Annotated in this window: 22 protein-coding genes; 7 read left to right on the top strand and 15 right to left on the bottom strand. The window is 56.2% G+C overall.

The genetic code is table 11. The features are described 5' to 3' along the window. Positions 1-154: 154 nt before the first annotated feature. Complete coding sequence (locus tag CAURIC_RS02080; RefSeq protein WP_035114679.1) at positions 155-1,807, top strand: carboxylesterase/lipase family protein; 1,653 nt, start codon at positions 155-157, stop codon at positions 1,805-1,807. A 227-nt stretch (positions 1,808-2,034) separates the two neighbouring features. Here CAURIC_RS02080 and rlmB read toward each other — a convergent pair whose 3' ends face one another. Next, a complete protein-coding gene (rlmB, locus tag CAURIC_RS02075; protein WP_070434946.1) occupies positions 2,035-2,985 on the bottom strand; it encodes a 23S rRNA (guanosine(2251)-2'-O)-methyltransferase RlmB in 951 nt (316 codons plus the stop codon). A 100-nt stretch (positions 2,986-3,085) separates the two neighbouring features. On the opposite strand from rlmB, the gene CAURIC_RS02070 reads away from it, so the two are divergent. Then, positions 3,086-4,474: an MFS transporter gene (locus tag CAURIC_RS02070; RefSeq protein WP_083284420.1), complete on the top strand. Its 1,389-nt coding sequence runs from the start codon at positions 3,086-3,088 to the stop codon at positions 4,472-4,474. A 107-nt stretch (positions 4,475-4,581) separates the two neighbouring features. Here CAURIC_RS02070 and CAURIC_RS02065 read toward each other — a convergent pair whose 3' ends face one another. The 7 genes from CAURIC_RS02065 to CAURIC_RS02035 form a co-directional block, all read right to left on the bottom strand. Continuing rightward, the gene (locus tag CAURIC_RS02065) at positions 4,582-5,451 is read right to left on the bottom strand and encodes an HtaA domain-containing protein (RefSeq protein ID WP_035114487.1); all 870 of its coding nucleotides are present in this window, start codon (positions 5,449-5,451) and stop codon (positions 4,582-4,584) included. 259 nt (positions 5,452-5,710) lie between these two features. Next, complete coding sequence (locus CAURIC_RS02060) at positions 5,711-6,373, bottom strand: biliverdin-producing heme oxygenase (RefSeq protein WP_035114489.1); 663 nt, start codon at positions 6,371-6,373, stop codon at positions 5,711-5,713. Positions 6,374-6,416: 43 nt separating this feature from the next. After that, the gene (locus tag CAURIC_RS02055; protein WP_052095033.1) at positions 6,417-7,463 is read right to left on the bottom strand and encodes an HtaA domain-containing protein; all 1,047 of its coding nucleotides are present in this window, start codon (positions 7,461-7,463) and stop codon (positions 6,417-6,419) included. A gap of 24 nt (positions 7,464-7,487) precedes the next feature. Further along, the gene (locus tag CAURIC_RS02050) at positions 7,488-8,333 is read right to left on the bottom strand and encodes a heme ABC transporter ATP-binding protein (protein WP_035114491.1); all 846 of its coding nucleotides are present in this window, start codon (positions 8,331-8,333) and stop codon (positions 7,488-7,490) included. Then, entirely contained in the window at positions 8,330-9,379 is a 1,050-nt protein-coding gene (locus tag CAURIC_RS02045) for a FecCD family ABC transporter permease (RefSeq protein WP_070434889.1), read from the bottom strand. The genes CAURIC_RS02050 and CAURIC_RS02045 overlap by 4 nt, the downstream gene beginning before the upstream one ends. Continuing rightward, positions 9,363-10,454 (bottom strand): heme/hemin ABC transporter substrate-binding protein, encoded by a 1,092-nt coding sequence (locus CAURIC_RS02040; RefSeq protein WP_035114493.1) that lies wholly within the window; start codon positions 10,452-10,454, stop codon positions 9,363-9,365. Before CAURIC_RS02040 ends, CAURIC_RS02045 begins: the two co-directional genes overlap by 17 nt. 52 nt (positions 10,455-10,506) lie before the next feature. After that, on the bottom strand, positions 10,507-12,456 hold the full coding sequence (locus CAURIC_RS02035; RefSeq protein WP_052095034.1) for an HtaA domain-containing protein: 1,950 nt from the start codon (positions 12,454-12,456) through the stop codon (positions 10,507-10,509). Positions 12,457-12,656: 200 nt separating this feature from the next. Here CAURIC_RS02035 and CAURIC_RS02030 point away from each other — a divergent pair, with 200 nt between their 5' ends. The 4 genes from CAURIC_RS02030 to CAURIC_RS02015 all read left to right on the top strand — a co-directional run bounded on the left by CAURIC_RS02030 (position 12,657) and on the right by CAURIC_RS02015 (position 15,713). Continuing rightward, positions 12,657-13,223, top strand: a complete 567-nt coding sequence (locus CAURIC_RS02030; RefSeq protein ID WP_035114495.1) for a hypothetical protein — start codon at positions 12,657-12,659, stop codon at positions 13,221-13,223. A gap of 89 nt (positions 13,224-13,312) precedes the next feature. Next, positions 13,313-13,801, top strand: a complete 489-nt coding sequence (gene nrdI, locus CAURIC_RS02025; RefSeq protein ID WP_235700744.1) for a class Ib ribonucleoside-diphosphate reductase assembly flavoprotein NrdI — start codon at positions 13,313-13,315, stop codon at positions 13,799-13,801. Positions 13,802-13,980: 179 nt separating this feature from the next. After that, positions 13,981-14,985 carry a class 1b ribonucleoside-diphosphate reductase subunit beta gene (gene nrdF / locus CAURIC_RS02020; RefSeq protein WP_084588169.1) on the top strand — a complete coding sequence of 335 codons (1,005 nt, stop codon included), beginning with the start codon at positions 13,981-13,983 and terminating at the stop codon, positions 14,983-14,985. Positions 14,986-15,137: 152 nt separating this feature from the next. After that, complete coding sequence (locus CAURIC_RS02015) at positions 15,138-15,713, top strand: NADPH-dependent FMN reductase (protein ID WP_035114498.1); 576 nt, start codon at positions 15,138-15,140, stop codon at positions 15,711-15,713. A gap of 151 nt (positions 15,714-15,864) precedes the next feature. On the opposite strand, the gene cysS is transcribed toward CAURIC_RS02015, so the two are convergent. Next, complete coding sequence (cysS, locus tag CAURIC_RS02010) at positions 15,865-17,304, bottom strand: cysteine--tRNA ligase (protein WP_172644060.1); 1,440 nt, start codon at positions 17,302-17,304, stop codon at positions 15,865-15,867. Positions 17,305-17,333: 29 nt separating this feature from the next. Between cysS and CAURIC_RS02005 the strand changes: the two genes are divergently transcribed. Next, positions 17,334-18,248, top strand: coding sequence for a fumarylacetoacetate hydrolase family protein (locus tag CAURIC_RS02005; RefSeq protein WP_290183157.1), 915 nt, complete (start codon positions 17,334-17,336; stop codon positions 18,246-18,248). Between the two features lie 46 nt (positions 18,249-18,294). Here CAURIC_RS02005 and CAURIC_RS02000 read toward each other — a convergent pair whose 3' ends face one another. From CAURIC_RS02000 to CAURIC_RS01975, 6 genes are all read right to left on the bottom strand, one after another. Beyond that, positions 18,295-18,822, bottom strand: coding sequence for a hypothetical protein (locus tag CAURIC_RS02000; protein ID WP_156963461.1), 528 nt, complete (start codon positions 18,820-18,822; stop codon positions 18,295-18,297). Between the two features lie 50 nt (positions 18,823-18,872). Continuing rightward, positions 18,873-20,060 (bottom strand): ABC transporter permease, encoded by a 1,188-nt coding sequence (locus CAURIC_RS01995; protein WP_156963463.1) that lies wholly within the window; start codon positions 20,058-20,060, stop codon positions 18,873-18,875. Then, positions 20,057-20,773, bottom strand: coding sequence for an ATP-binding cassette domain-containing protein (locus CAURIC_RS01990; protein WP_156963465.1), 717 nt, complete (start codon positions 20,771-20,773; stop codon positions 20,057-20,059). Before CAURIC_RS01990 ends, CAURIC_RS01995 begins: the two co-directional genes overlap by 4 nt. Before the next feature lie 221 nt (positions 20,774-20,994). Continuing rightward, positions 20,995-21,474: a 2-C-methyl-D-erythritol 2,4-cyclodiphosphate synthase gene (ispF, locus tag CAURIC_RS01985; protein WP_035114514.1), complete on the bottom strand. Its 480-nt coding sequence runs from the start codon at positions 21,472-21,474 to the stop codon at positions 20,995-20,997. Positions 21,475-21,497: 23 nt separating this feature from the next. After that, a complete protein-coding gene (locus CAURIC_RS01980) occupies positions 21,498-22,322 on the bottom strand; it encodes an IspD/TarI family cytidylyltransferase (RefSeq protein ID WP_035114517.1) in 825 nt (274 codons plus the stop codon). Between the two features lie 118 nt (positions 22,323-22,440). Then, positions 22,441-23,040, bottom strand: a complete 600-nt coding sequence (locus CAURIC_RS01975) for a CarD family transcriptional regulator (protein WP_035114521.1) — start codon at positions 23,038-23,040, stop codon at positions 22,441-22,443. Between the last annotated feature and the right edge of the window lie 127 nt (positions 23,041-23,167).

Here is a 23,167-nt window from a genome sequence, read left to right as displayed (position 1 = left end):
TACTGACCTGAGCGAACAGGCCGGGCTGCCACGGAGCAGCCTCAAGCCACGGGCGGTATTTATAAGAGCTTTAATAAGTTATAAGGTCGAATATGTGACTAAACCCGATCGACCACATGCCCCGCACGATCCAATTCAACCGTCAACAGACAGTTTGCATCCTCAACAGGTTCCTCCCTTACAAAGCCCTAGAACCCCTCACTCCCGCAACCCATGGGTAGTTAACACCTCTTCGGGCCCGATCAAAGGACACAAAGAAAACGGTGTGGTAGCTTTCCGTGGTATTCCATACGCCGAACCGCCCATCGGCCCTCTTCGTTTCAAACGCGCCCGCCCCATTGCCCCTTGGACTGAGGTCTACCACGCCGATCGCTCCGGCCCATTTTGCGCCCAGTACCGCCCGGCACCCAAGAAAACGGGTGGTCGCCGCTTCGGTAGCGAAGATTGCCTGTGGCTCAACGTTGTTGTGCCAGATGCCAACGCGAAAGCCGGAGAGGTATTCAACCGCGAAGCCCATCGCCCCATCGTCGTGTGGATCCACGGTGGTTCCAATGTGCATGGTTCCGCCGCCCAGCCCATGTTCTCCGGCGAATACTTCGCCTCATCCATGGACTGCGTGTTTGTCGCCGTAAACTACCGGGTTGGAATTCTCGGTCAGCTCGCCGTCGGCGAGGGAACATACGGTCCGGACAATGTGGAAACTAATCCGGGCCATTCCGACCTCATCGCGGCCATTCAGTGGATTCACTCCAACGCCGCAGCGTTTGGCGCGGATCCAGATCGTTTGACCATTATGGGAGAATCCTCCGGTGGATCCATGGTCAACGCGTTGTTGGCCACCCCGTCCCTCCGGGACATTGTGCGCGGGGCGATCTCCCAGTCGCCCGCCGGCAACATGGTGCATTCCCGCCGGCATGCGAAGGAGTGGACTGACCGGGCAGCGCGCTGGTTCTACCGTCTTGAACGTGAACAGCGGCTACCTGTGAAGGAGCGCACACGGGTCCGCGTAGATCCCCCGGAGCTCTCGTCGGCCGCATTACGTGAGGCAACCCAGGCGATGCTCACCGCGGATGCAGCTATTCTGGGGCAACTCTCCGACGAACTGGTGCGCTACCAAGCAGCTAACCCCCACAGCATCCCTGGACCGTTCGCCCCACTTATTGATAACGACCTGCTACCCCGGCACCCACTGGCACCCGGCGCGACGTTGGACATTCCACTGCTAACCGGTACCAACCTCAATGAGTACGACATGATGCGCCTAGAGCCCAACCCTCGAAGGGTGCAGCGCCAACGCGCGAACAACTTCGCGCGCGTCCATGGCGAGCGGGGCATGGAGATCTTGGAAAAGCACTATGCGTCGGCCTCTTCGCGCCTGATGACTGGCCGTTTCTTCGGCGACTCCATATTTACAGCCCCCACATGGCAACTCGCACGCAATCACGCGCCGGGCAAGGCCTGGCTCTACCGTTTGGATACCACCACTCCGTTTCTTCGTCGCGCGGGAATAGGTTCCATGCACGCGCTGGATCTGCCGATTCTATTCCGGCGCTACCGCGAAGATAAGGGCCGCGTTGCGCTACTCATGGGTGGTCGCGAAGATCTGCATGCCACCTCGGTCGCTATGCACGATCGCTGGCGTGCCTTCATTCACGACGGCGACCCAGGTTTCGCTCCCTACTCCACCGACTTTTCCACCCTTATTTTCGACGCCACCCTGCCCCGCGCCGAACAGCTTCAAACGGACCCCCAGTCTGAGCTACGACAGGCATGGGAGCGGGTGGACCTCTCCGAGCTATTGGGTTAGCGGGACGTGTGGCTGCGCGCTCAGATCCGAATTGGCGACGAGAGCCTCGCCCCCGCCGGACCCGCCCGCCGGTCGGCGGTTGGCGGTCGGCGCGTGGGACGCCCACCCAGTGCAAACCACGCGCTACTTCGGGCGCATGGGACGCCCTTGCTTTCGTACTTTGCGGCGGTTAGTTGATGTCGCTCTACTTCACGCACGTGGGACGCCCACCCATTGCAAACCACGCTCTACTTCACGCGACGCTGCCTCGCGAACTCGCTTAACACAACACCCGCAGCAACAGAGGCGTTGAGGGATTCCACCCACTTGGCCATCGGGATAGACATGATCGTGTCGCATGTCTCCGCCACGAGTCGGGACAATCCCTTGCCCTCCGAGCCAACCACGATCACCACAGGGGTGGTGCCGTCGTACGTATCGAGGGTGTGATCGCCCCCAGCGTCCAGTCCCACTACCTGATAACCGGCCTGCTGGAATTGCTTGAGGGTGCGCACCATGTTCGTGGCTTTTGCGACGGGAAGGCGCGCGGCGGTTCCAGCGGATGTCCGCCACGCCACTGCAGTCACTGAAGCACTGCGTCGTTCGGGAATAATAACCCCGTGACCACCAAAGGCGGCCACAGAACGGATAACCGCGCCAAGGTTACGAGGGTCGGTGATGTTGTCGAGCGCCACGACCATACCGGGAGTGGCAGCACTCGTGGTCGATGCAATAAGGTCCTCGACCTCGGTGTATTGGTACGGCGGAATCTGCAGGCCAATGCCCTGGTGCATCCCATTTCCCGTCATGCGGTCGAGTTCTTGGCGGCTCACCTCCAACACAGAGATACCGCGATCAGCGCAGGTATGCACTGCCTCGGAGAGGCGTTCATCATTCTTCGTACCCTCGGCCACGTACAACGCGGTTGCCGGGACATTCGCATGCAAACACTCCACGACGGGATTGCGGCCCACAACCAATTCCACAGCGTCGGCGCGATCGCGACGGTTGTGCGCACCCGATGCGCGGCGCTCTGCTTCTTTCTTGCGTTTATACGCGGGGTGGTACGTGCGATCCTCTGCCTTCGGCGTGGCTTTACGGCCACGAAGCCCCCTGCGCCTCTGACCTCCCGACCCCTTCGGAGCCCCCTTGCGCTCGGTCTTGCGCACTGCACCCGTGCGGCGTGAATTTCCTGCCATGATCTGGCCCCTCTGCATACTCGATTACATGCATTAATTTTCTTGATTGACTGTCGCCCATCCTATCGTTAGGGCCCCGCGATGTACTATTTTCATCTTTATGGAAAACCCCTCCTCGCAGCCTGGCTCCACCACTGCCGAAATTAATGTCGCGGCAACTGGCCAGCTCTCTCGCAACGATCGACTGGATGAGCTTCCCGTCACTCGACGTCACGTTAAACTTCTCACCGGCTCTGGTATCGGCTGGGCGCTCGATGCCATGGACGTGGGCCTCATTTCCTTCATCATGGCCGCTCTGGCCGCGCAATGGCACCTCACCAAGACTGAAACGTCCTGGCTGGGCTCAATTGGCTTCGTAGGCATGGCCATCGGCGCCACCCTCGGCGGATTGCTGGCGGACAAATTCGGTCGACGCAACGTGTTTGCCGCCACCTTGTTGATCTACGGTATCGCAACAGGTGCCAGCGCCCTGGCGGGTTCGTTGGCTGTACTCATCGCACTGCGTTTCGTGGTTGGTTTGGGCCTGGGTGCTGAACTCCCCGTGGCATCCACACTGGTCTCCGAATTCTCCCCTCGCAAGGCACGCGGTCGTATGGTCGTGCTGCTCGAAGCCTTCTGGGCCGTTGGTTGGATCGCCGCCGCGTGTATCGGCGCGTTCATTGTGTCTTCTTCCGACGCCGGGTGGCGCTGGGCTCTCGCCATGGGTTGCATCCCCGCGCTCTATGCCCTCGTCATCCGCCTAGGCCTGCCCGAATCCGTCCGCTTCTTGGAGAACAAGGGGCGCCACGAAGAGGCCGAGAAGATCGTCCGCGACTTCGAGGCCTCCCCCGCGCTAAACTCTCAGCCGAAGGAAAGCCAATTTGGGCACGTCGTGGCGTCGGCCAAAGAAAAAGACCTAGACACAACCAGTTCCATCTGGGCGACCGCGCTGCGTAAACGCACGGCGGCTCTGTGGACGGTGTGGTTCTGCATCAACTTGAGCTACTACGGGGCGTTCATTTGGATCCCGTCGCTGCTGCACGCGCAGGGTTTTACGCTGGTGAAATCCTTCACGTTCACCCTGATCATCACACTGGCGCAATTGCCGGGGTATGCGGTGAGTGCATTTCTGATTGAGCGTTGGGGCCGGCGCCCGACGCTGGCGACGTTCCTCGCGGGTTCGGCGGTGGCCGCAGGGCTGTATGGCTTCGCTAATGCCGAATGGCAGATCATCGCCGCCGGCTGCTTGTTGAGCTTTTTCAACCTCGGCGCGTGGGGTGCACTGTACGCAGTGGGGCCAGAGCTGTATCCCACGCACCTGCGTGGCACTGGTACGGGGGCTGCTGCGGGATTCGGTCGTATTGCGTCGATCCTGGCTCCGCTGATTGTGCCGCCGATTCTGGCCGTTGGTGGCCAGGGTGTGTTGTTCGCCGTGTTCGGGGCTGCTTTTGCTATCGCCGCCATCGCGGCGTTTATGTTGCCGGAGCAGCGGGGTAAGGCGCTGGCGTAACGCGGCTGCGGAGCAAACCAGTACGACGGAGCGCGACGCCGTCGCAACGATGCGGTCGTTGCCACAGCTGGGCGCCTTACCCCGGTAGAATGAACCGACTTCAATACCTACAGGCGAATGCCAAGGTTTTTCAGAACGCCCTGCCACCCCACCATCCCCAGCGCGAGTGCGCCACCACCCACAGCTGCGATCAGGGCCACAATTACCCCAAAGATGGTTCCGGTCGTCGAGGACCCGTTAGCTGTACCGTGAGAAGGTCCCACCGAGCCGGTCGCACTGCCCTGTAGCTCTACCGGGGTGACATCATCAGCCTTCCTATCATTGGCATAGTCGAGCACAAGGTCCACATCCGCATCCGTGAATGCCTCACCTTCCTTGTAGCGAAGCAGCGAATGCTGCAACCCAATTCCTGCCGCCGTGGGGCGATCCATCGCGGAGAAGTCTGTCCCCGGCCGAATCGGCGCATCCACGGTGAAAGTAGCGAGGATTTCATCATCGCCGTGGTTATTCAACTGCGTTGGCTCATTCGCGGTTTTCCCAGATAGGGCGTAGTCACCAACCAGGGAAACCCGAGTGCCAGCGACTCTTAATTGGAGGTCTGAGTACTTTATATCGAGAGCTGGGCCACCGTTAGGTCCCAACCCTCGATACGCCACGAGGTGCGCAGCGCCATCCAGTCTGATGACTCCGTTACCCTGCGCATCTAAAGAGGTATTAGTCGAGTTAACGGGGAACACGAATTGGTTTCCCTTGAATTCGGCGCCACCGCTGGCGGTGACCGTGCCACGGGCAAATGGTCCTTGAACATGGTTAAGGAACGAGGCTTTGATGGGCCACGCGAAGGCGCCAGTTTCTAGGACTGGAGTAGTTTCGGTGGATGGCTCCGCAGAATGAGCCAGCGGAACGACCATTCCGCTGAAAGCGACGGTGCCAGCTAGAGAAGCAGCGATGAAGCCGCGCGTAGCGGTATGGGACATGGATAGTCTCCTTGATAAGCGGAAATCCGCGAGGGGGATTCCCAGATGAACGATAGGTAGAAGTAGACGAATGGGGTGAGGCGCCAGGTGAGCATCGGGATGGGACGCCGGGTGAGGCGCCAGGTGAGCATCGGGATGGGACGCCGGGTGAGCATCGGGATGGGACGCCGGGTGAGGCGCCAGGTGAGCATCGGGGTGGGACGCCGGGTGAGGCGCAGGGATGAGCGGGGTACTTGTCGCTGACCGTTTTGGGTCCCAGCTATGCGCAGACCTCAAATAGGTCCGCGAACACCGCAGTGTTCAATGCGAAAGCCTCTTTGGCTTCTTCAATCAGCTCGACGCGTTGTTCCTCAGCGAGGAGAAGCTGGTCGAGCTGTCGGCGGTAATTGGCCCGGTATGGAGGAATCTTGCCGATAGCGGAGAAATCATAAAACTTCAATGCCTCCGAATCGATGTCATAGAAGCTGGCTAGACGCGCTGCGATCACTTGCCCACCGGAGATATCTCCGAGGTAACGGACATAGTGGTGGGCGATAACCCGGGCAGCGTCCACTTCCCCAAGAGAATTCAGACGATCGACATATCTCGTTGTCGCAGGAAGAATTCGTATCTCGTCGAGCCAACCAGCGCCGATTAATTTTGAAAGATCGTTTTCCAGCGCAGCACGTCGCTCCAAACGGGTATCCACGATTGGCGCCGCAACCGGTGTGGTGGAAACTCGACGAACAGCGTTTTCTAAGGCGTCATAAATGAACCACAGTTGGCCCGAGAGCGAGGAAATCGCATTGGCATTGAGGTCTCCGCTGAGAAGCTTCGTCATGAACGTCGAACCTTCTGCATGTTCGTGAGCCATGGAAGTGGCATCACGCAAGACCTCAGAAAGAGGCGCGGTGGCGTAGTTGGTGGCTGTAGGAGCCGTCATTGTTCTATTCCTTTCAGGAGATTGAGTACATCATGTAAATGCATTAACGAAGTTTGCCTTTGTGCAAAAAGTCATTGATTTGCTTACTCACGTCCTCGAAGACTCCCGAAACCTTCAGAGCATGGGCGAGGATCGCGAACATTCCGAGAATTCCCGCGGCACCTAGGAGGTAATTCCACACTTCTGCGAATTTCTTCCAATGGCCGGAAGTCATTTCACTACCGGAGCTACCCTGGTTATTGCTGCTACTACCCTGAGTGTCGTTCCCTCCGGTCTCCATGTTTGGATCAGGATCGGCTGCCGGTGGCGGTGTCTGGGGAAGGCTGCACTTCTCCTCGGTGGTCAGCACGACATTGATGTCATCCAGTTCCGGCTTGTATTTAGCGTTGTACAACCCCATGAACAAGGCATCAACTCCCTCAAGAATGCCTTTCCATGAATCCGTACCGGGCTTGGGCACATACATCATGTTGGAGGCATCCAGATTGATGGTGCCTGTGCCAACAGTCCACGTCCCCTGCCCCTTCGAAAACACATCACTGCCGGTGACCTTGTTCTGCTCAATACGATCTTCTGGCGTGTATTCAGTCATTCCTTTACCCGGCACGTAGTACGCGAGGTACCCTGCACCACCCTGGATGCCATTACCTTCCGCGATCACATACGGGTTCAGAAAATTCGTGTACAACGAGCCTTTGTGCCCCTCAAAAGTGATTTTTGACGGCTTCGTACGAATATCTGCCTTTGTTACCTTCCCCTCGTCATTAACTTCAATTGTCGAGGTTTTGGGATCCACTTCAAACTTGAACTGGAAGTCTTTGCCCGCGCGGTTGCTTGGATCCGACTCTTGGACGTTGCCGTCCAAGCTCCAGCTACCTCGAGCAATATTCCCCTGAATGTATTGGCGGAAACTATTCTTTACTCCCCAGTTAAACGTGCCGCCGGTGACAAACGTTTTGCACTGAGCAGTTAAGGATCCTTGCTTTTCTTCTTCTGCTGCTGCAGCAGAAGGAACCGTGAGCGCAGTACTGCCAAGTGCAAGGGTTATAGCACCAGCAGTCATTGTAGTGCGAAGTGACTTGATGGTCATGGATTTACTCCTCCTGAGATGGGGTTAATGAAACGAGTTGGATTTGTATTGATTCAGCAGTCGACCTGCTGCTTCGGGCGGATCCCTCCGCCGCGGACAGACGGTAATGCGACCGTCTGCACTCCGCGTAACCTCGACCGGCCATCCATAGATCATCGTCAAGGTTTCATCGGTGTAAACCTCATCGACCGACCCATCGGCGACGATGCGACCACCCGAAAGACATGTGATGTGGTCGCAATACGCAGCCGCCGCGTTGAGATCGTGCAAAACAACCACCACCGCAGTGCCGGCTGCGTGAGCGATTTCTCGGAGCAGGCTAAGGACTTGTTCTTGGTGCCGGATATCCATCGGCGCGGTCGGTTCATCGAGGAAGATGATCGGTGTTTGCTGCGCTAACACTCGGGCGAGGGCAACACGTGCTCGCTCCCCACCGGAAAGAGTGACGATATCTCGGTCTGCAAGTGCGGCCGTATCTGTAGCTTCTAGGGCTGCATCGATGACGAGCTCATCGTAGCTACCATCGACCTCGCCTCGCCAAGGTCGCCGGCCCATTGCCACGACATCCCGAACCAAGAATTCAAAGGATACGGAGACGTCTTGGAGCAACACCGCGCGACGACGAGCCATTGTCTTTGCGTCGCCAAGCGACGGGTTAAGTCCGCCGACAGAAATTGTCCCCGAAGACGGAGTTAGGTCTCCAGATAATGCAGCCAGCAAGGTCGATTTTCCTGCACCATTCGGACCGATCAGGCCGGTGACCTCGCCCCTACGGGCGGTGAAGCTGATATCGCTCAGCAACTGCTTTGTGCCAACGTTGACGTTGAGCGCAGTTACTTCAATGGCAACGTCGTCAGCATTAATGGTCATGAATGCATCCCCTTCCTCATCATGCGTCGAAGCATTACAAAAAACGTGGGACCACCAACAAGCGCGGTGAAGATACCAATGGGAAGATCTGCAAATTCGATCATCGTGCGAGCAGCCACATCGGATAGTCCAATGAGCACCGCGCCACCCAGGGCCGAAGCGGGGATGAGCAGGTGGTTTTCCGGCCCCATCACCGTGCGCAACAGGTGCGGGATGATGAGTCCCACGAAACCGATGAGCCCTGCGAACGCAACTGCACCCGCTGTGAGCACGGCTGAGACAACAATCGCGATCACGCGCAGTTGGCCAACGTTGATTCCCGTGTGTCCAGCTGCTTTATCACCCAAAGCCAGCACGTCTAGTGCACCGCCAAGGCGCAAAGCGACAGCTACCGCTATCACTGCGATGGGAAGTACCACCCACACGTGCTTCCACTGAGCACCATTGAGGGAACCCATTTGCCAAAAAATGATCTCTTCTCTACTCGTGGTCGGGGCTAGGTACACCATGAAGGAGATGACGGCTCCACAAACTGCGTTGACCGCGATGCCGGTGAGAACCAGGTTGATCACCACCACTCGACCATTGCTGCGGGCAAGTTGGTAGATCAGCACGGTAGCAATGAGTGCAGAGAGAAATGCAAAGAATGGAGTGGTGAACGTGCCCAAGAAGGCAATGTTGAACACGATTGCCAGGGCGGCACCGACACCTGCTCCAGCCGTGACCCCAATGATCGATGGCTCGGCCAACGGGTTGGCAAATACTGCCTGCATGAGTGTCCCCGCCACTCCAAGGCACGCGCCTACGAGGAACCCAAGGAGGATCCGAGGTAGGCGGATATCCCACACCACACTGGATGCGAGATCCGCGTGATGATCCCTTCCCAACAAGATGGCTCCCAGATGATTGAGAGGAACGTAGTATTGTCCCAGCACAATGGACAGCAATGCCGCTAAGATGACGAGGATTCCGAGCAAGCTGAATACGCATATCCGGCGCCGCGTCCGAGCCTGAAAAACCTCGTGTGTTTTAGCCGTGTGGGTCATATAGCGCCTGCGCTGTCCGCAATAGTGTCTGCCCAGTCATTGGTCCGAAAGCAAGGGACTGACCGTCGGGGATCGTGATGACACGCCGTTTTTGTCCGGCCTTTGTCTGTGCTACCCCGGGTCGTTTCAGCAGACCGTCTATGCCACCGGTCGATTTCAAACCACCAGTCATCATGATGAATGCATCTGGGTTCAAGCGGGCGAGGGCTTCTGCGTTGGCTGGTTCGATGTAGGAGAGATTATTTTCGGTTCCTACATCAATAGCACCGATTCCTTCGATGAGATCCTTCGCGCCGGTGCCATTGCCCATGATGAAGGAGACGCCGCCGTTACCGCGGGCATAAAGGAATGCCACGCGCATTGGGTTGGCGGGGACCATCTTCTTAATGGCTTCCTTATCCAGATCAATCTCTTCGACTGTACGATCAGCTAGTTTTTTCGCATCATCCACGAGGCCCACAACTGCACCCAAAGTTTTGATGTCTTCAGCGACCGAATCAATGGTCCGGGTCGGCTCCATAACGACTGTGGTCACTCCGGCTGCACGAATCTGATCGATGGCATCGCGCGGGCCAATGGAGTGATCCACGATAACCACACTGGGCCGCAGCGAAAGAACCGCTTCGACGTTGATATTGTGTCCTCCCTGGGTGACCACCGGCCTATCGGCCACAATGCCCTCGGTGGAGGAAACCGTTCGACCCACGATGTTTCCCGCCAAGCCCAAACCAGTCAGGGTCTTGGTATAGGTGCCATACAAATCGAGAGCCAGGATTCGCTCAACGCTTTCAACTTTCACCTCGTTGCCATCTGCGTCCGTTAATTCCACTGGTAGAACCGGTGAAGGATTGGCGGTGATTGGTTCCACATCGGTGAAATCCTTAACGTGGGAAACCCCCTCAAAACTATGGGGATTTTGCAAGTCACTTGCGCTTTTGAGACTATCGCGCAGGGAAGAATCATCGTCGGAACTATAGGCGCCTTTCACACCGCATGCGGACAGGACTGTCGCGCACATAAGAGCGGCAAAAGCGAAGATCGCAACCTTTACGGTTGAATTTAGGGTTTTAACCATGAAACGTGCTTTCTGACTCTTCTCAATCTCGTCTTCTCGTCATTAACGACTGTTAAGACGGGTTATTTGCGACTAATCGGCCAATGCTTCCGCCTGCAACGACAAATCCCGCGATCAGTAGGAGCAGGTAGGTTGTTGGGTTTGATCCGCTGTCATCAGCTGCGGCCGACTTGATCTTGAATTTGTCAGAACCGTTTTCGTAACCAGTGGAGGAGGAATCACCGTTAGTGCCTGCATCTCCACTCCGGTTTTTCGCAGCAAGTTTGGCAGCAGCGGCTGTACGCGAGGCCGCAGAACCTGCACCGCCCTGCCCCGCTGAGGAACCAGAAGTTGTGGAACCCCCCACCCCGGCACAGTCACCTTGACCGCCCAGTTGTGAGCTAAACGAGATGGGTGCTAGTTGGGTGCCTGCTTCGTAAAACTCTGCGAAAGCCTTAGACCCATCGCTGGTCAACGAAACGTCTGCCTTACCCCGTGCCGAACCATCCGAAACATCAAGCGATGTGAAGCTCAGATCTGCTAGGGCCGTGCGGCCGAAATCTCTCTTTTCACCTTCCATGGTTGATGAACGAACATCGGCAACGAGCTTTCCTGATTCACCCTCAAACTGAATTTCAGGGTTGGAAATACTCAAATCCAAGATTCCGTTGTGGCCTGTGAAGTGCAGGGTTCCTCCATGGGAGATAGATCCCTGTTTTGCATCAGTATCAACGTTGCCACCATTGGCCGTGAATTGGAATTGACCACTATTGAAGCCCACTCCATTCAAATCCCACTTGCCTTTGGCAATGGATCCGGTGATGTAGGACTGGAAAGATTCTTTTACTGCCCATGCGGCCTCGCCGCTCTCAACCGACTTCACAGCCTCACATGTGCTGCCCGCAACGCCTGCGTCACCAATTGCACCCCCGCCAGCCACCGACGCGATCCGGGATGAGCCATTTCCACCGTGTGATGTGGCATTTTTGTCGGTTCCCGCCGTTGTTTTGGACGTGCCGTGGCTAGTTCCTGCGGCGTCTGCGCTGGACTTCGTGCTGTTTCCGGCAGAATTACCCGATGGAGAAGAGGTGTGAGAAGTAGTACCCCCAGACGCACTTCCACCTGAAACGGTATTGCCACCGCCACGTTTCACAAAGGATTCGTACTCATCAAGGAATGCCTGGGCGTTCCCCATGAACGACGTAAGCGCGTTCATGGTGTCGTTTGTCTCAGACAGAATCGACATGGCTTCTTTGTTGAACCCTGTGAAATTACCACTGATGGTGGTCAGAGGGCGCTTGGACCCAGAACCGGCACCTGCACCAGAACCTGATCCGGACCCGCAACTGCCATCAAGAGCAACGCCGCCGCTGGTCGGATCCATTGATACCCCTGCGTCGTAAGCAAGGAATAAGCGGTGGCCACCCTGTGTAAGGGTTGTATTCCCGGAAAGATCAACCGCTCCAGACGTGGTATTGACGGGATTGGCGAGCTTGATTGTGGCGATTACTTCGTCATCCCCGGTGATCTTGTTACCTTTTTTGGTCTTGTTCACCATGTCGGATTCGTAGGAAACATAATCCACCAGGATGTCGGCCATGTTCCCGTTGGCGCGAATCTTCCAATCGGACAACGTCATGTCCCATAAATCCTCGCCGCCGTAGTTGTGGCCGTTGAAGTGAAGCACACCGTTAAGGGGCACTGTGACAGTGTCACCTGTCACCTGTGGCTTTTGGGGGCTGAATTTGAATGCACCGTTAGCGCCCACTTTATCGCCGGTGAAGCCGATACCGTCCCCGCCCCAGCCACCCTTGGCGACGGGGCCTTGAATGTACTGGCGATAGCTCTGTTTGATCCCCCAATTGAATTCACAGGTGCTGGCCGCAAGCGCGACGGGAGTACTGCCGATAGTTGCCGCGATAGGCGCCCAGATGAGCGTGGTAACTGCACCCAGAGCCATCGACCTGCGGTTAATCTGCCGGTGAAGCAGGCCCCGTCGTGATCCAGAAAGTGAAAGAGACATGTAATTCCTAATCGAAACGAAAACTGTGGAGATTGGAAGCGGTTTCTCTTACCAAGTCCCTTCTGCACATTAGGGTAGCCTACGGTTAACTAGGTAAGGCAAACCTAAGCACAAGCTAGCACGGCAATCCTCCGTCGCCTAGAAATTGTTTCGGCACAGCTCCCAAATACCCCCGTCACACCCCTAAGAGATGACAAAAAATGAACTACTACATCGAAAACCCCCTCGAAACGCTCTACCCCGAAGTGGACCCCCATGTGACGATTTCTCTGTCCCCCTCAGAGCGCCTCGCCCTTGCTGTGGCACTCGGCGTAATGGCCTATGGCGCCGTCATCGGGGACGTCATTGTCGCCAGCGCCGGCTCTGCGCTAACTCTCATCGCATGTGCAGTGCCCGCCATAAAAACCCCGCGTCGAATCCGATCCCAAGCGCGTGGCCGCTTCCCCGGTGCCGATTGGGAGGAGTACCAGGTCGCCCGTCGCTTGAACCTTGGCCTCATCATCCCCATGATCGTTGGCGCAATGGGCCTACTTGTCATAGCTGGGTTCTGGTACATCCCACCAAGGTGGTCCACCGTGGGGGGATGCATCATTGCAGTCATCGTTGCCACCACCATGTGGTTCATGCCCGGACTGAACCCAATGTGGTCGAAGCGTAATGAGCTGCCCTCACCTGGCGCCACTCAAACTGACAATTTTCCACTTCAACCCGACGAGTACCCGAATCCTGAGGAGGGAACCAGTGAGTTCCCACTCCCCCGCACCTAAACTGCGCACCCGATTAAACTTCAATCCATTGAACTTTAACGTTAGGTAGTACGTAGACATCCAGTTCATGCCGTGGTAAAACTTTCTGTATGTCCGCCACCAGCAACAGCACGCGTACGGTTAATGTCAGCCTGAGAAGCAGTGTAAATACTGGAAAACCCGCTGATCTCGTCTATTTTTCAAGCGCGTCGGGGAATACCCATCGTTTCATCCAGAAGCTGGACCGACCAGCGCTGCGCATCCCCTTGAGGCCACGAGTCGAAGGCATGCTCCGAGTGACGTCCCCTTACGTACTCGTGGTTCCTTCCTACGGTGGCGGAGAACTCAAAGGGGCCGTGCCGAAGCAAGTAATCCAGTTCTTGAACATCCCCGATAATCGCAAGCTCATTCGTGGGGTGATCACTAGTGGAAACACTAACTTCGGTGAGCACTTCTGCATCGCAGGCCCCATCATCGCAAAGAAGTGTTCAGTGCCCGAGCTGTACCGCTTTGAACTGCTCGGCACCGACCGTGACGTGCAGAGAGTCAACGAAGGACTCACAGAATTCTGGAAACGGTTGCCTAGGGAATCGATGTGAAGCACGGTCATGTTTCACAACGCCCACCGCAACTGCGTTAGCGCAACACGGCTTTGTGGATGTCACATCAGCGCAACAAAAACGTCGGCAATACCGCACCTTGGTGGCGCAACGCACTAGCAACACGTGGCTCTGCCAGACCAGAAACTATCAATTGACAGTAGACCCAAAGGAGAAGAATGCGCATAACAATTGCCGAATCGGTTACACCCCCGAAAGCCAAATACAATCCAGGGGCAAGAATTCGCCCCATCAACTGGAATAAAGTCCAAGATGACAAAGACCAAGAAGTTTGGCAGCGTCTCACCGCAAACTTCTGGCTGCCGGAAAAGGTTCCATTGTCGAATGACCTCAAAGATTGGAATGGGTTATCCGATATGGAAAGAACACTGACAATGCGGGTATTCACGGGACTTACCCTGCTGGATACCATGCAGGCAACAGTGGGCGAAATAAGTCAGATTCAAGACGCCCAAACCGAGCATGAAGAAGCGGTATATACCAATATCGCATTCATGCAGTCAGTTCATGCTCGATCCTACTCGAGTGTGTTTTCAACGCTGGCGAACACCCCATCGATTAACGCAGCGTATGAATGGGCCGTCAACAATGACGTGCTACAGCAACGGTGTCACTCCGTATTGGAACATTACTTTGGGGAGGACCCACTGAAACGAAAGGTTTCGGCTACCCTCCTTTCCTCGGTACTTCTCTACGCAGGCTTCTACCTTCCGCTGCACTTTTCCACTCGTGGGGTGCTTACGAACACCGCCGACATGATCCGGTTGATCCTGAGGGACAAGGCGGTCCACGGTTACTACTCCGGATACAAATTCCAACGCGGATTGGAAAACCACCCGGAGCGCACCGCAGAGCTTTCGGAATTCACTCATGCGCTACTTGAGAAGCTCTTCGCACTGGAAGTCCAGTACTCCGCGGAGCTCTACGAACCGCTGGGGCTCATGCCTGATGTTGTGAAATTCGTGAAATACAACGCGAATAAGGCACTGATGAACCTCGGTTATCAACCGCACTTCGCGGCCGAGGAGACCGATGTCAGCCCAGAAATACTGTCCGCGCTGACCCCAGGCGCAGATGAAAACCACGATTTCTTCTCCGGTTCTGGCTCCTCTTACATCATGGGCAAGGCTGAGGACACCGCAGATACCGACTGGGATTTCTAACCAGACGCAATCACGAGCGAAATTGCCTCGTCCGTGACGATCACATCGCTCCGCTCTTGAAAACGTCTACTTCCCATGAATGAGAGTGACTGATGCAGTCTCCTTCAACCCCATCCTCTTTACCTAATGAAACTCGCGAAAGGAGTTTTCCTATGTCCACTCATTACGTAATCAGTGTGCTTGTTGGCAGCCTACGCCGCGATTCTTACGCACTCAAGATCGCCAAGCAAGCCATGACTTTCTTCCCGCAAGATTGGGAGGTGCGAATCATCGATATCAGCAAGCTCCCGCTCTACAACTTCGAATACGACGACCCCAACGTCCCCGATGTCTCTGAACCAAACGAGTACAAGCAATTCCGGCAGCTCATCAAGGAATCACACGGAATTCTTTTCGTCACCCCAGAAAACAACCGCACGATTCCCGCTTGCCTGAAAAATGCTGTGGACATTGGATCTAAGCCAAACTCCGACGTGGTATGGAAGAACAAACCAATGGGAATCATCAGCCATTCGGTGGGTCGAATGGGCGGTTACAGTTCCCAGAAGAATCTCCGCTTGGCCCTCTCCTACTTCGACATGCCGAGTGTAGGGCAGCCCGAGGTATTCCTCGGGCAATCCCCCTCCCTCATCGCAGACGACGGTGAGTTTGCCAATGAAGGCACCCGAGATTTCGTTGCCGACTATGTCAACCGGGTCGCAGACCTCGTCGTTAAAGTAAATTCCTAGTCCCGCCCGACTGGCAAAACTTACCCCCCCCAGTTACATCGGCCGCTGAACCCAGCGGCCATCTTCGATCCTGATGCAGATGATCGGCGGCTCCAATTCGCCCCAGCGGTTTTCAACGATAGACCCAGACCGCTGAAAACCATTGGTCCCGTTACCCCTTCAGCGCCCACTTCGCGCCATCGGCGGTGTCCGTGACCTCAATACCGGCCTCGGCCAAGCGATCCCGGACCTCATCCGCGGTCGCCCAATCCTTGGCTGCGCGCGCTTCTGCCCGGCGCACCAGCTCCGACTTCACCAGCACATCAAGGGCACCCATAGCAGCATCCGATCCACCCGCGGTAGCCTTGGTGGACTCCAACCACGTTTCGCTGAACGGGTCCACACCCAGCACAGCCGCCATCGCGCGGACTTCCCCGCCAATCTGTGCCAGCTCCGCACGCTTCGCCTCGTCCAACTTACCTTCGAGCAGCTTGTTGCCCTCGCGCACCCGTTCATGGATCTGAGCTAGCGCCTGAGGCACCGCCAGATCCTCGTCCATTTTCGCGGCGAAGGCATCCGTTACCTCACCAGCCGGAATGGTCTCGGGCAAGCTTGTGGCGTCGGAACCAGAAAGAGAACCAGCCGCACGCAACAGAAACTTCTCGATGCGACGGTAACCGGCAGCGGCCTCACCCAAAGCCGTTTCCGAGTACTCCAACATCGAGCGGTAATGAGCGCTACCCAGGTAATAGCGCAGCTCTACGGGACGAACAAGTTTCAGCACGTTGGGGATGCTCAAGACATTGCCTAGAGACTTAGACATCTTCTCGCCGCTCATGGTCACCCAGCCGTTGTGCATCCAGTAGCGGGCGAAACCGTCGCCTGCGGCGGTAGCCTGCGCGGCCTCGTTCTCGTGATGCGGGAACTGTAGATCCAGGCCACCGCAGTGAATATCGAACTCGCTCCCCAAGTAGGTGGTTGCCATAGCGGAGCACTCGATGTGCCAACCGGGTCGACCGCGCCCCCAAGGGGTATCCCAGGCGGGCTCACCGGGCTTGGCTGCTTTCCACATCGTGAAGTCACGCGGATCGCGCTTGCCTGTGCCGGCGGATTCACCCTGGTCCATCTCGTCCAGCTTCTGCCCCGACAGGAAACCGTAGTTCTCGATAGTCGCAGGCTGCGCGTACACATTGCCATCGGCTGCATAACCGTGACCGTTGTCGATGATCCGCTGCATGTACTCAATCATCTGCGGGATGTGCCCGGTGGCGCGTGGTTCGATGGAAGGCGGGGTCACCCCCAATTGGTCATAAGCCCAGCTAAAGGCGCGTTCGTGCGTTGCGGCCCACTCCCACCACGGGCGACCGTTTTCGGCGGCTTTAGTCAGAATCTTGTCATCGATATCCGTCACGTTACGCACAAACGCCACGTCCAGCCCCTTCGCCTGCAGCCAATTACGCAGGATGTCGAAGGCCACACCACTGCGGACGTGCCCGATGTGCGGGATGGATTGCACGGTAGCGCCACACAGGTAGATCGACGCGTGCCCCTCACGGGCCGGTTCAAAATCGCGGAGTTGGCGGGTGGCAGTATCGTAGATTCGCAAAGTCACAATCGTCATTGTACGTAGGAGTACCCACTGTGAAGCTAGCTACCATACAATTTCCACCCGGATCGACGTACCGGGGTGACCTCCGCGGTTCCTCTCGTGGCGATTGGGTTCCTATTGCCATCACGTCTTTTTCTTTCGAGGAAGGTCACGGCCGCGGGGTGTTGCTGCCTTTTTCGCTCGACGCCCACCTGCCATTTGACCTCAATGTAGACCAGGCCACCATGGCTGAGCTGCCGGAGATTTCTTTTTCCGCCGCTCAGTTGGGGCCGGTAATCCCGAAGCCCGGAAAGATTTTCTGCGTGGGGTTGAATTACCGCGAGCACATCGAGGAAATGGGGCATCCTATTCCGGATCATCCCACCTTGTTCGTGAAATACGCCAGCGCGTTGGCTGCGCCGTTTGCCGATATCGTGGTGCCGCCAGGGTTGCAAGACAAGGCGGATTATGAAGGCGAATTAGCGGTGGTCATCGGTGCGAGCGAAAGCAACACGGAAGGATCCAAGAGTGGGATTCCCCGCCCCACCATCGCCGGTTACACGATTATGAATGACTTTTCCCAGCGCGATTGGCAGTACCGCACGCAGCAGTGGCTGCAGGGGAAGAACTTGGATCGTTCCAGCGGTTTTGGCCCGTGGCTGACCACCGCGGACGAATACGATCCGGTGGCAGACGGCGCGATGCTACGCACGTGGGTCAATGGAGAGTTACGCCAGGAACACTCTGTGGCGGACTTGGTATTCAAACCGGCTGAGTTAGTGGAATACATCAGTAATTTCGCCACGCTGGAGCCCGGTGACGTGATCGTCACTGGTACGCCCGAGGGCGTGGGCCATGGCATGACGCCGCCGTGCTACCTAGCCCACAATGACGAGGTGAGGATCGCTATCGACGGGCTGGGGGAAATCTGTAACCGTATAGACACGACGAAATATCCAGCTCAGTAATTGTCTCTCAAAAGGTATTCTCGGGTACCGACACCAGAATTAAAAACTAACCGAAGAGCGAGTAGCCCTTCTTCATCGGAGAACGCACGAGCGCAAACAAAACGACAGTTAAAACTCCGACCAAAACAATGACATTCGTCTTAGCGGGCCAAAAAACAGGCAAATACTTACTCGGTAAAACGGATATCAGAATGCATTGAGCTGCCGTGGTCAGCAAGACTGTATAAAACGCCCTCCGAATTGTCGTTAGAAAACAGGCAACAAAGAGGACAGCTAAGGAAATCAGGGTGTATTGGAGCATACCGCCGTTACCAAGCAGAGCGACCACCACGCACTCAGCCAAACACACCAACAAGAATAACCAATCACACACTACCCATGATTGATGAGAACTCTCTTCCAAAATAGAGAGACGACTCTCCCAAAATACAACTACAGAACTCACCAATGCAGTAGAAAACACAAAATTGAAAGGAATAAACCCAGCCGAGTTCCACGAGGCCCACGGCACAGGGATAGATGTAGTCCCCAGCATTACAGCACCCACCAGGCAAATGACATGAATGACCAGCACGAGCGGCACTGAATGGCCTTTACAATACAATGGAACCCTCGATAAAGAATTCACCATTGTCCCTGGCACTCCCGGTTGACATGTCTAGCGATCATTCGAACATCGATTCCCTGCTTCGTCCCGTGTAATCCGCGCCACTTTCCCGACGAAGTCAAGACAGCGGATTCCAAGTCTTCTAATTCCAGATCAGGCAGTGCGTCGGCAAGAGACAGCTCGCCATCTTCGGAGCTCCAGCACGAACGAGAATTCTTCAGTTCTGGTTCATGTACAAGTAGCTGCGTGAGTATATGTTTTCTAACCTCACGCTCGTCACTGGTGCGCGCGAATAGCAGATGCCGATCAGACACCAGTTCGGTATCAACTAAGCGGTACCCTCGAACTCCAAGGGAGTTCCACACCCTCTCATTCGCAACACGTTGCTCTGCTGGCGTTTCAGGCCATAAGCAAATATCTCCCTCACAGCGCATCGCATCCTCAGGACGAGGAACGGCCAAATCGTAATTTCCCTGTTTAGCTACGCCATATCCAGCACAAGCGACTAACCCAAGGACAACAATACTAAAGAACTTCGTCAATAGCACGGGTTTTTGCCTTCTATTAAATGTCAACACCAGAATGAAAGCGCCCGCAAGAATTGACCCCAACACCAATATCGACGACTTCCACAAAATTGGATCAATTTGCTGGGAAACCGAGCAACAAGAAGTGTATGGTTGCCCGAACATTTGTCGCCATGCCACGTTCCCCATGGTTACCGGGTAGGCTGCAAGGATAAACGGCACGAACAGTCCCAGCGCAGCCGCCACCACCGCCGGAAGATAGAGTCCTAGCGCAGCACCAAAAGCGATCCACGTCATCGATTGAAGACAGATAGTCAACGCACCCATAATCAGATCCGTTGACAAGTTAAAAGATCCTGTTGTTAATAATTGTGCCACCAAATATATCGACGGGGCCAAAATCCCAAAAACGGCCGCGTACCCTAACGATCGGAAGGCAATTCTTCCTATCAATATTCCTGACGTGCGCGATCGCACCAAGCCTTTAAAACGAGCCATTTCTTTGGCTCCAATTAACCCTAATGCAGGGCCAAGTACATAAAACAGCCCAAGACTGTTCGAAACAATGTTCGGAATTGTTCTAGAGGGCAGAGCATTGACATTTACACTCCACAGCGCAAGCACAAAAGCACCGCAGAGCAAGCCAATGTTGGTTAAGAGGACTCGGTTCACCGTCAACGCCCCCTCCTAAAGGCCACAGCCAGAGCGTGAGTGTAATCTGAACAATCAGAAGATCGGCGTGACCCACTAGAGTCATTCGCGAGGTTCAAGAATTCCTCAACAGTCCCCTGGAAGTCAACTGCACCCCGATTCAAGACAACTACGTCTAGAAATGGTGCTTCGATCTCAAGTGGCTGATGGCTAGACACCCACAGCCCTACACCGGAATTGGCGATTGATTCGTACAGATCCTGCAAGTCGCGTTTAGCTAGGGGATCCAAAGCGGCACTAGGCTCGTCGAGCAGGACAAATTCTGCACGAGAATTTAGAGCTGTAGCAATTTGAAGTCGCGCTTGCTGTCCTCCCGACAGTTGCCGGCATTCTTTATCGCGCTGGGAATTTAACCCCACAAAGCTAATCCAATGACGCGCATCCTTTTTACTATCAGACCATCCTGCACCATTGAGCCATGCAACATAAGCCACGTAATCAATCACACGAAAGCCGCGTATGCCTTCAAAACGTTGTGGAACATAGACAGCTTTTCCTAGTTCAGGAACGTGACCGCTTTTAGGACGCAACTGCTTGGCCAATAGCCTCATGAGTGTTGTTTTCCCCGCACCATTGGTTCCTAGCAACACGGTTGGCCGTCCGGTAATCTTTAACCCCGTAACGGTCACGCCTTCTCGAGTGCGCGGATACTGGAAGCTAAAGGTGGCAGCTTGATTCAAAGATTCACTCCCCATCTAGAAGTACATGTTGAAGTTTTTCGCGCTTGTTGACTGCCAGCCCCAGGTGTGTAGCTTGAAAAAGTGCGTGGCATGACCTGGGTACCCCCACCCCACTCGGGTCGGGCGACCGAGCATTGGCTTATACACTTACTCATAAGCTCCCTCTGGTGAAGACGTTTATCAACTTTTGTAGATTACCCCCCCGGGAGCCATGTCAACAGCTACTTGTTCGGTTTCCACACCACCGCTGTAGCAACCGCGGCTACCCCCTCACCACGGCCCGTAAAGCCCATGTGATCGGTAGTTGTGGCGGACACCGAAACTGGTGCGCCGATCAGGTCGCCCATAACCTTTTCCGCTTCCTTCCGGCGCGTTCCCATCTTCGGGCGGTTCCCCACCATCTGTACTGCCGCATTGCCAATAACGAACCCCTTGGATTCCAGCAACGCCCGACATTCCTTCAGCAGTCGTGCACCCGAGACATTGTCGTATTCTTTTTGTCCCACCCCAACGAAGCTTCCCAAATCCCCCAGCCCCGCCGCAGAGAGCAGCGCATCCACCACCGCATGAGCCACTACGTCACCATCGGAGTGTCCCTCACAACCGTCTTGCCCTTCCCACAGCAGGCATGCCATCCAGCAGTCCTTCCCTGCTTCCACCTGGTGGGCATCGGTGGCAATTCCAACTCGAGGGATAATCATGAAGGTCGGCTCCTTGTATAGTCTTATTCTTCCATTCCGGCCAGCAGCATTTCTGCCACCCGGTAGTCCATTTCCGTGGTGATCTTCATTGCCAGGAGATGCCCCGGCACAGCGACCACCTCATAACCCGCCATCTCCATGAGGGACGCATCATCCGTAGCTTCTTGCACCGAGTCCAAGCCGTGCTTTTCGGTGGGATGGGCCGAGCCAATCTCCACCGCGTTCAGATACCGCTCGTTTGCATCCAGCAACTGATCAAACCGGAAAACCTGCGGTGTTTGTGCTGCTCGGAGCATGCTTCGTGGCGGGGTGGACACGACCTTTTCTGCCCCATCTAACCGCGCGACCGCGTGACTAACTTGCGCCCCCAGCGGCTCGATCACCTTGATGGTATCGGCTACGGGTAACACCGGGATCGCGCCCGACTGTGCATCGCCCGCTGCAGTGACAACTTCCGCTACCAGCTGAGCGGGGACTAGGCAGCGCGCGGCGTCGTGAATAAGAACCAACGAATCCGGCCGACCGGCGGCAAGGGGCTGAACCTTTTGCAGGCCAGCGTAAACGGAGTCAACCCGCTCGCTGCCTCCTAATTCTATTCCGACGCCCATCGGAGCCCACGACAGTTTGTTTTCCGGGTGGTTCACAATTTCCCGGGCTGCGTCCACCATATCAGGACTGACCAACACGATGGCATGACCCACCGACTGGGATTCAGCCAGCGCATCGAGACTGCGTTCCAACAGCGTGCGACCGCGTAACTTGACGAATGCCTTCGGGGTATCAAATCCCAACCGCGTTCCGCTGCCGGCGGCGGCGACCAGCGCGAAGACGTGATCCGTATTGATCATGGGTATGCGTTACTCCGTGTGCACCGTACTTGAATCCACCGAGAAGCGAACCGCCCCCTCCCCCACGCGCACCGCTGTCATAGGGGAATGCGCACAAGGGCTGGCAGCGGGGCGGCGATTAATCCTCGTCCTCATCCAATTCTTCATCGAGATCGATTGGAGTGCCAGGGCGCTTGGGATCCTCATCTTCGATGCCTGCTGCCCGTGCGGCCTCGGCTGCCTCGCGGTGACGCTTAATCGCCTCCTGCATTTCTTCCAAGAGGGCATCGGTCTTCTTGTCGTCCACGCCCTCAGCCAAGGCCAGCTCACCGACGAGGATCTGCCGCGCCTTAGCAAGCATCCGCTTCTCACCTGCGGACAAGCCCCGGTCCTGATCGCGGCGCCACAGGTCACGAACCACTTCGGCGACCTTGTTGACGTCACCGGAAGTCAGACGCTCCTGGTTAGCCTTGTAGCGGCGGGACCAGTTGCCGGCTTCTTCCACATCGGTTTCGCGAAGGACGGAAAAGACCTTGCGAAGCCCTTCCTCGCCGACCACATCGCGCACACCCACCTTTTCCGCGTTAGCTGCGGGAACGCGAACCGAAAGGTCCCCTTGGTTGATGCGGAGAACCAGGTAGTCGACCTTCTCCCCCTTGAACTCGCGCTGCTCGATCCCCTCGATCACGGCGGCACCGTGGTGCGGGTAAACGACTGTGTCTCCGACCTTGAACTCCATGAGTGAGAGAACTCATCCTTCCTTGGGGGCTATAACCACTTTCGCCTAGGGCAAGTCAACCTAGGGGTTTTAACCAGCTGGCTTTCAGATTCTACCCCAGACTGCAGTTGGGCACCGAGGCTGCCCC

Source organism: Corynebacterium auriscanis, assembly GCF_030408435.1.
GTDB lineage: Bacteria > Actinomycetota > Actinomycetes > Mycobacteriales > Mycobacteriaceae > Corynebacterium > Corynebacterium auriscanis.
The sequence above is the reverse complement of the archived record's forward strand: the minus strand, read 5'-3'. Positions and strand labels throughout refer to the sequence as shown.

Bases quoted from the DNA above. Each gene is read 5' to 3' on its own strand.
- rlmB (WP_070434946.1), bottom strand. From the start codon at position 2,985: ATGGCAGGAAATTCACGCCGCACGGGTGCAGTGCGCAAGACCGAGCGC.
- CAURIC_RS01980 (WP_035114517.1), bottom strand. From the start codon at position 22,322: ATGATCAATACGGATCACGTCTTCGCGCTGGTCGCCGCCGCCGGCAGC.
- CAURIC_RS02035 (WP_052095034.1), bottom strand. From the start codon at position 12,456: ATGTCTCTTTCACTTTCTGGATCACGACGGGGCCTGCTTCACCGGCAG.
- ispF (WP_035114514.1), bottom strand. From the start codon at position 21,474: ATGATTATCCCTCGAGTTGGAATTGCCACCGATGCCCACCAGGTGGAA.
- CAURIC_RS02045 (WP_070434889.1), bottom strand. From the start codon at position 9,379: ATGACCCACACGGCTAAAACACACGAGGTTTTTCAGGCTCGGACGCGG.
- CAURIC_RS01975 (WP_035114521.1), bottom strand. From the start codon at position 23,040: ATGGAGTTCAAGGTCGGAGACACAGTCGTTTACCCGCACCACGGTGCC.
- CAURIC_RS02050 (WP_035114491.1), bottom strand. From the start codon at position 8,333: ATGACCATTAATGCTGACGACGTTGCCATTGAAGTAACTGCGCTCAAC.
- CAURIC_RS02015 (WP_035114498.1), top strand. From the start codon at position 15,138: ATGTCCACTCATTACGTAATCAGTGTGCTTGTTGGCAGCCTACGCCGC.
- nrdI (WP_235700744.1), top strand. From the start codon at position 13,313: ATGTCCGCCACCAGCAACAGCACGCGTACGGTTAATGTCAGCCTGAGA.
- CAURIC_RS02065 (WP_035114487.1), bottom strand. From the start codon at position 5,451: ATGTCCCATACCGCTACGCGCGGCTTCATCGCTGCTTCTCTAGCTGGC.
- CAURIC_RS02030 (WP_035114495.1), top strand. From the start codon at position 12,657: ATGAACTACTACATCGAAAACCCCCTCGAAACGCTCTACCCCGAAGTG.
- CAURIC_RS02060 (WP_035114489.1), bottom strand. From the start codon at position 6,373: ATGACGGCTCCTACAGCCACCAACTACGCCACCGCGCCTCTTTCTGAG.
- CAURIC_RS02055 (WP_052095033.1), bottom strand. From the start codon at position 7,463: ATGACCATCAAGTCACTTCGCACTACAATGACTGCTGGTGCTATAACC.
- nrdF (WP_084588169.1), top strand. From the start codon at position 13,981: ATGCGCATAACAATTGCCGAATCGGTTACACCCCCGAAAGCCAAATAC.
- CAURIC_RS02040 (WP_035114493.1), bottom strand. From the start codon at position 10,454: ATGGTTAAAACCCTAAATTCAACCGTAAAGGTTGCGATCTTCGCTTTT.
- CAURIC_RS02070 (WP_083284420.1), top strand. From the start codon at position 3,086: ATGGAAAACCCCTCCTCGCAGCCTGGCTCCACCACTGCCGAAATTAAT.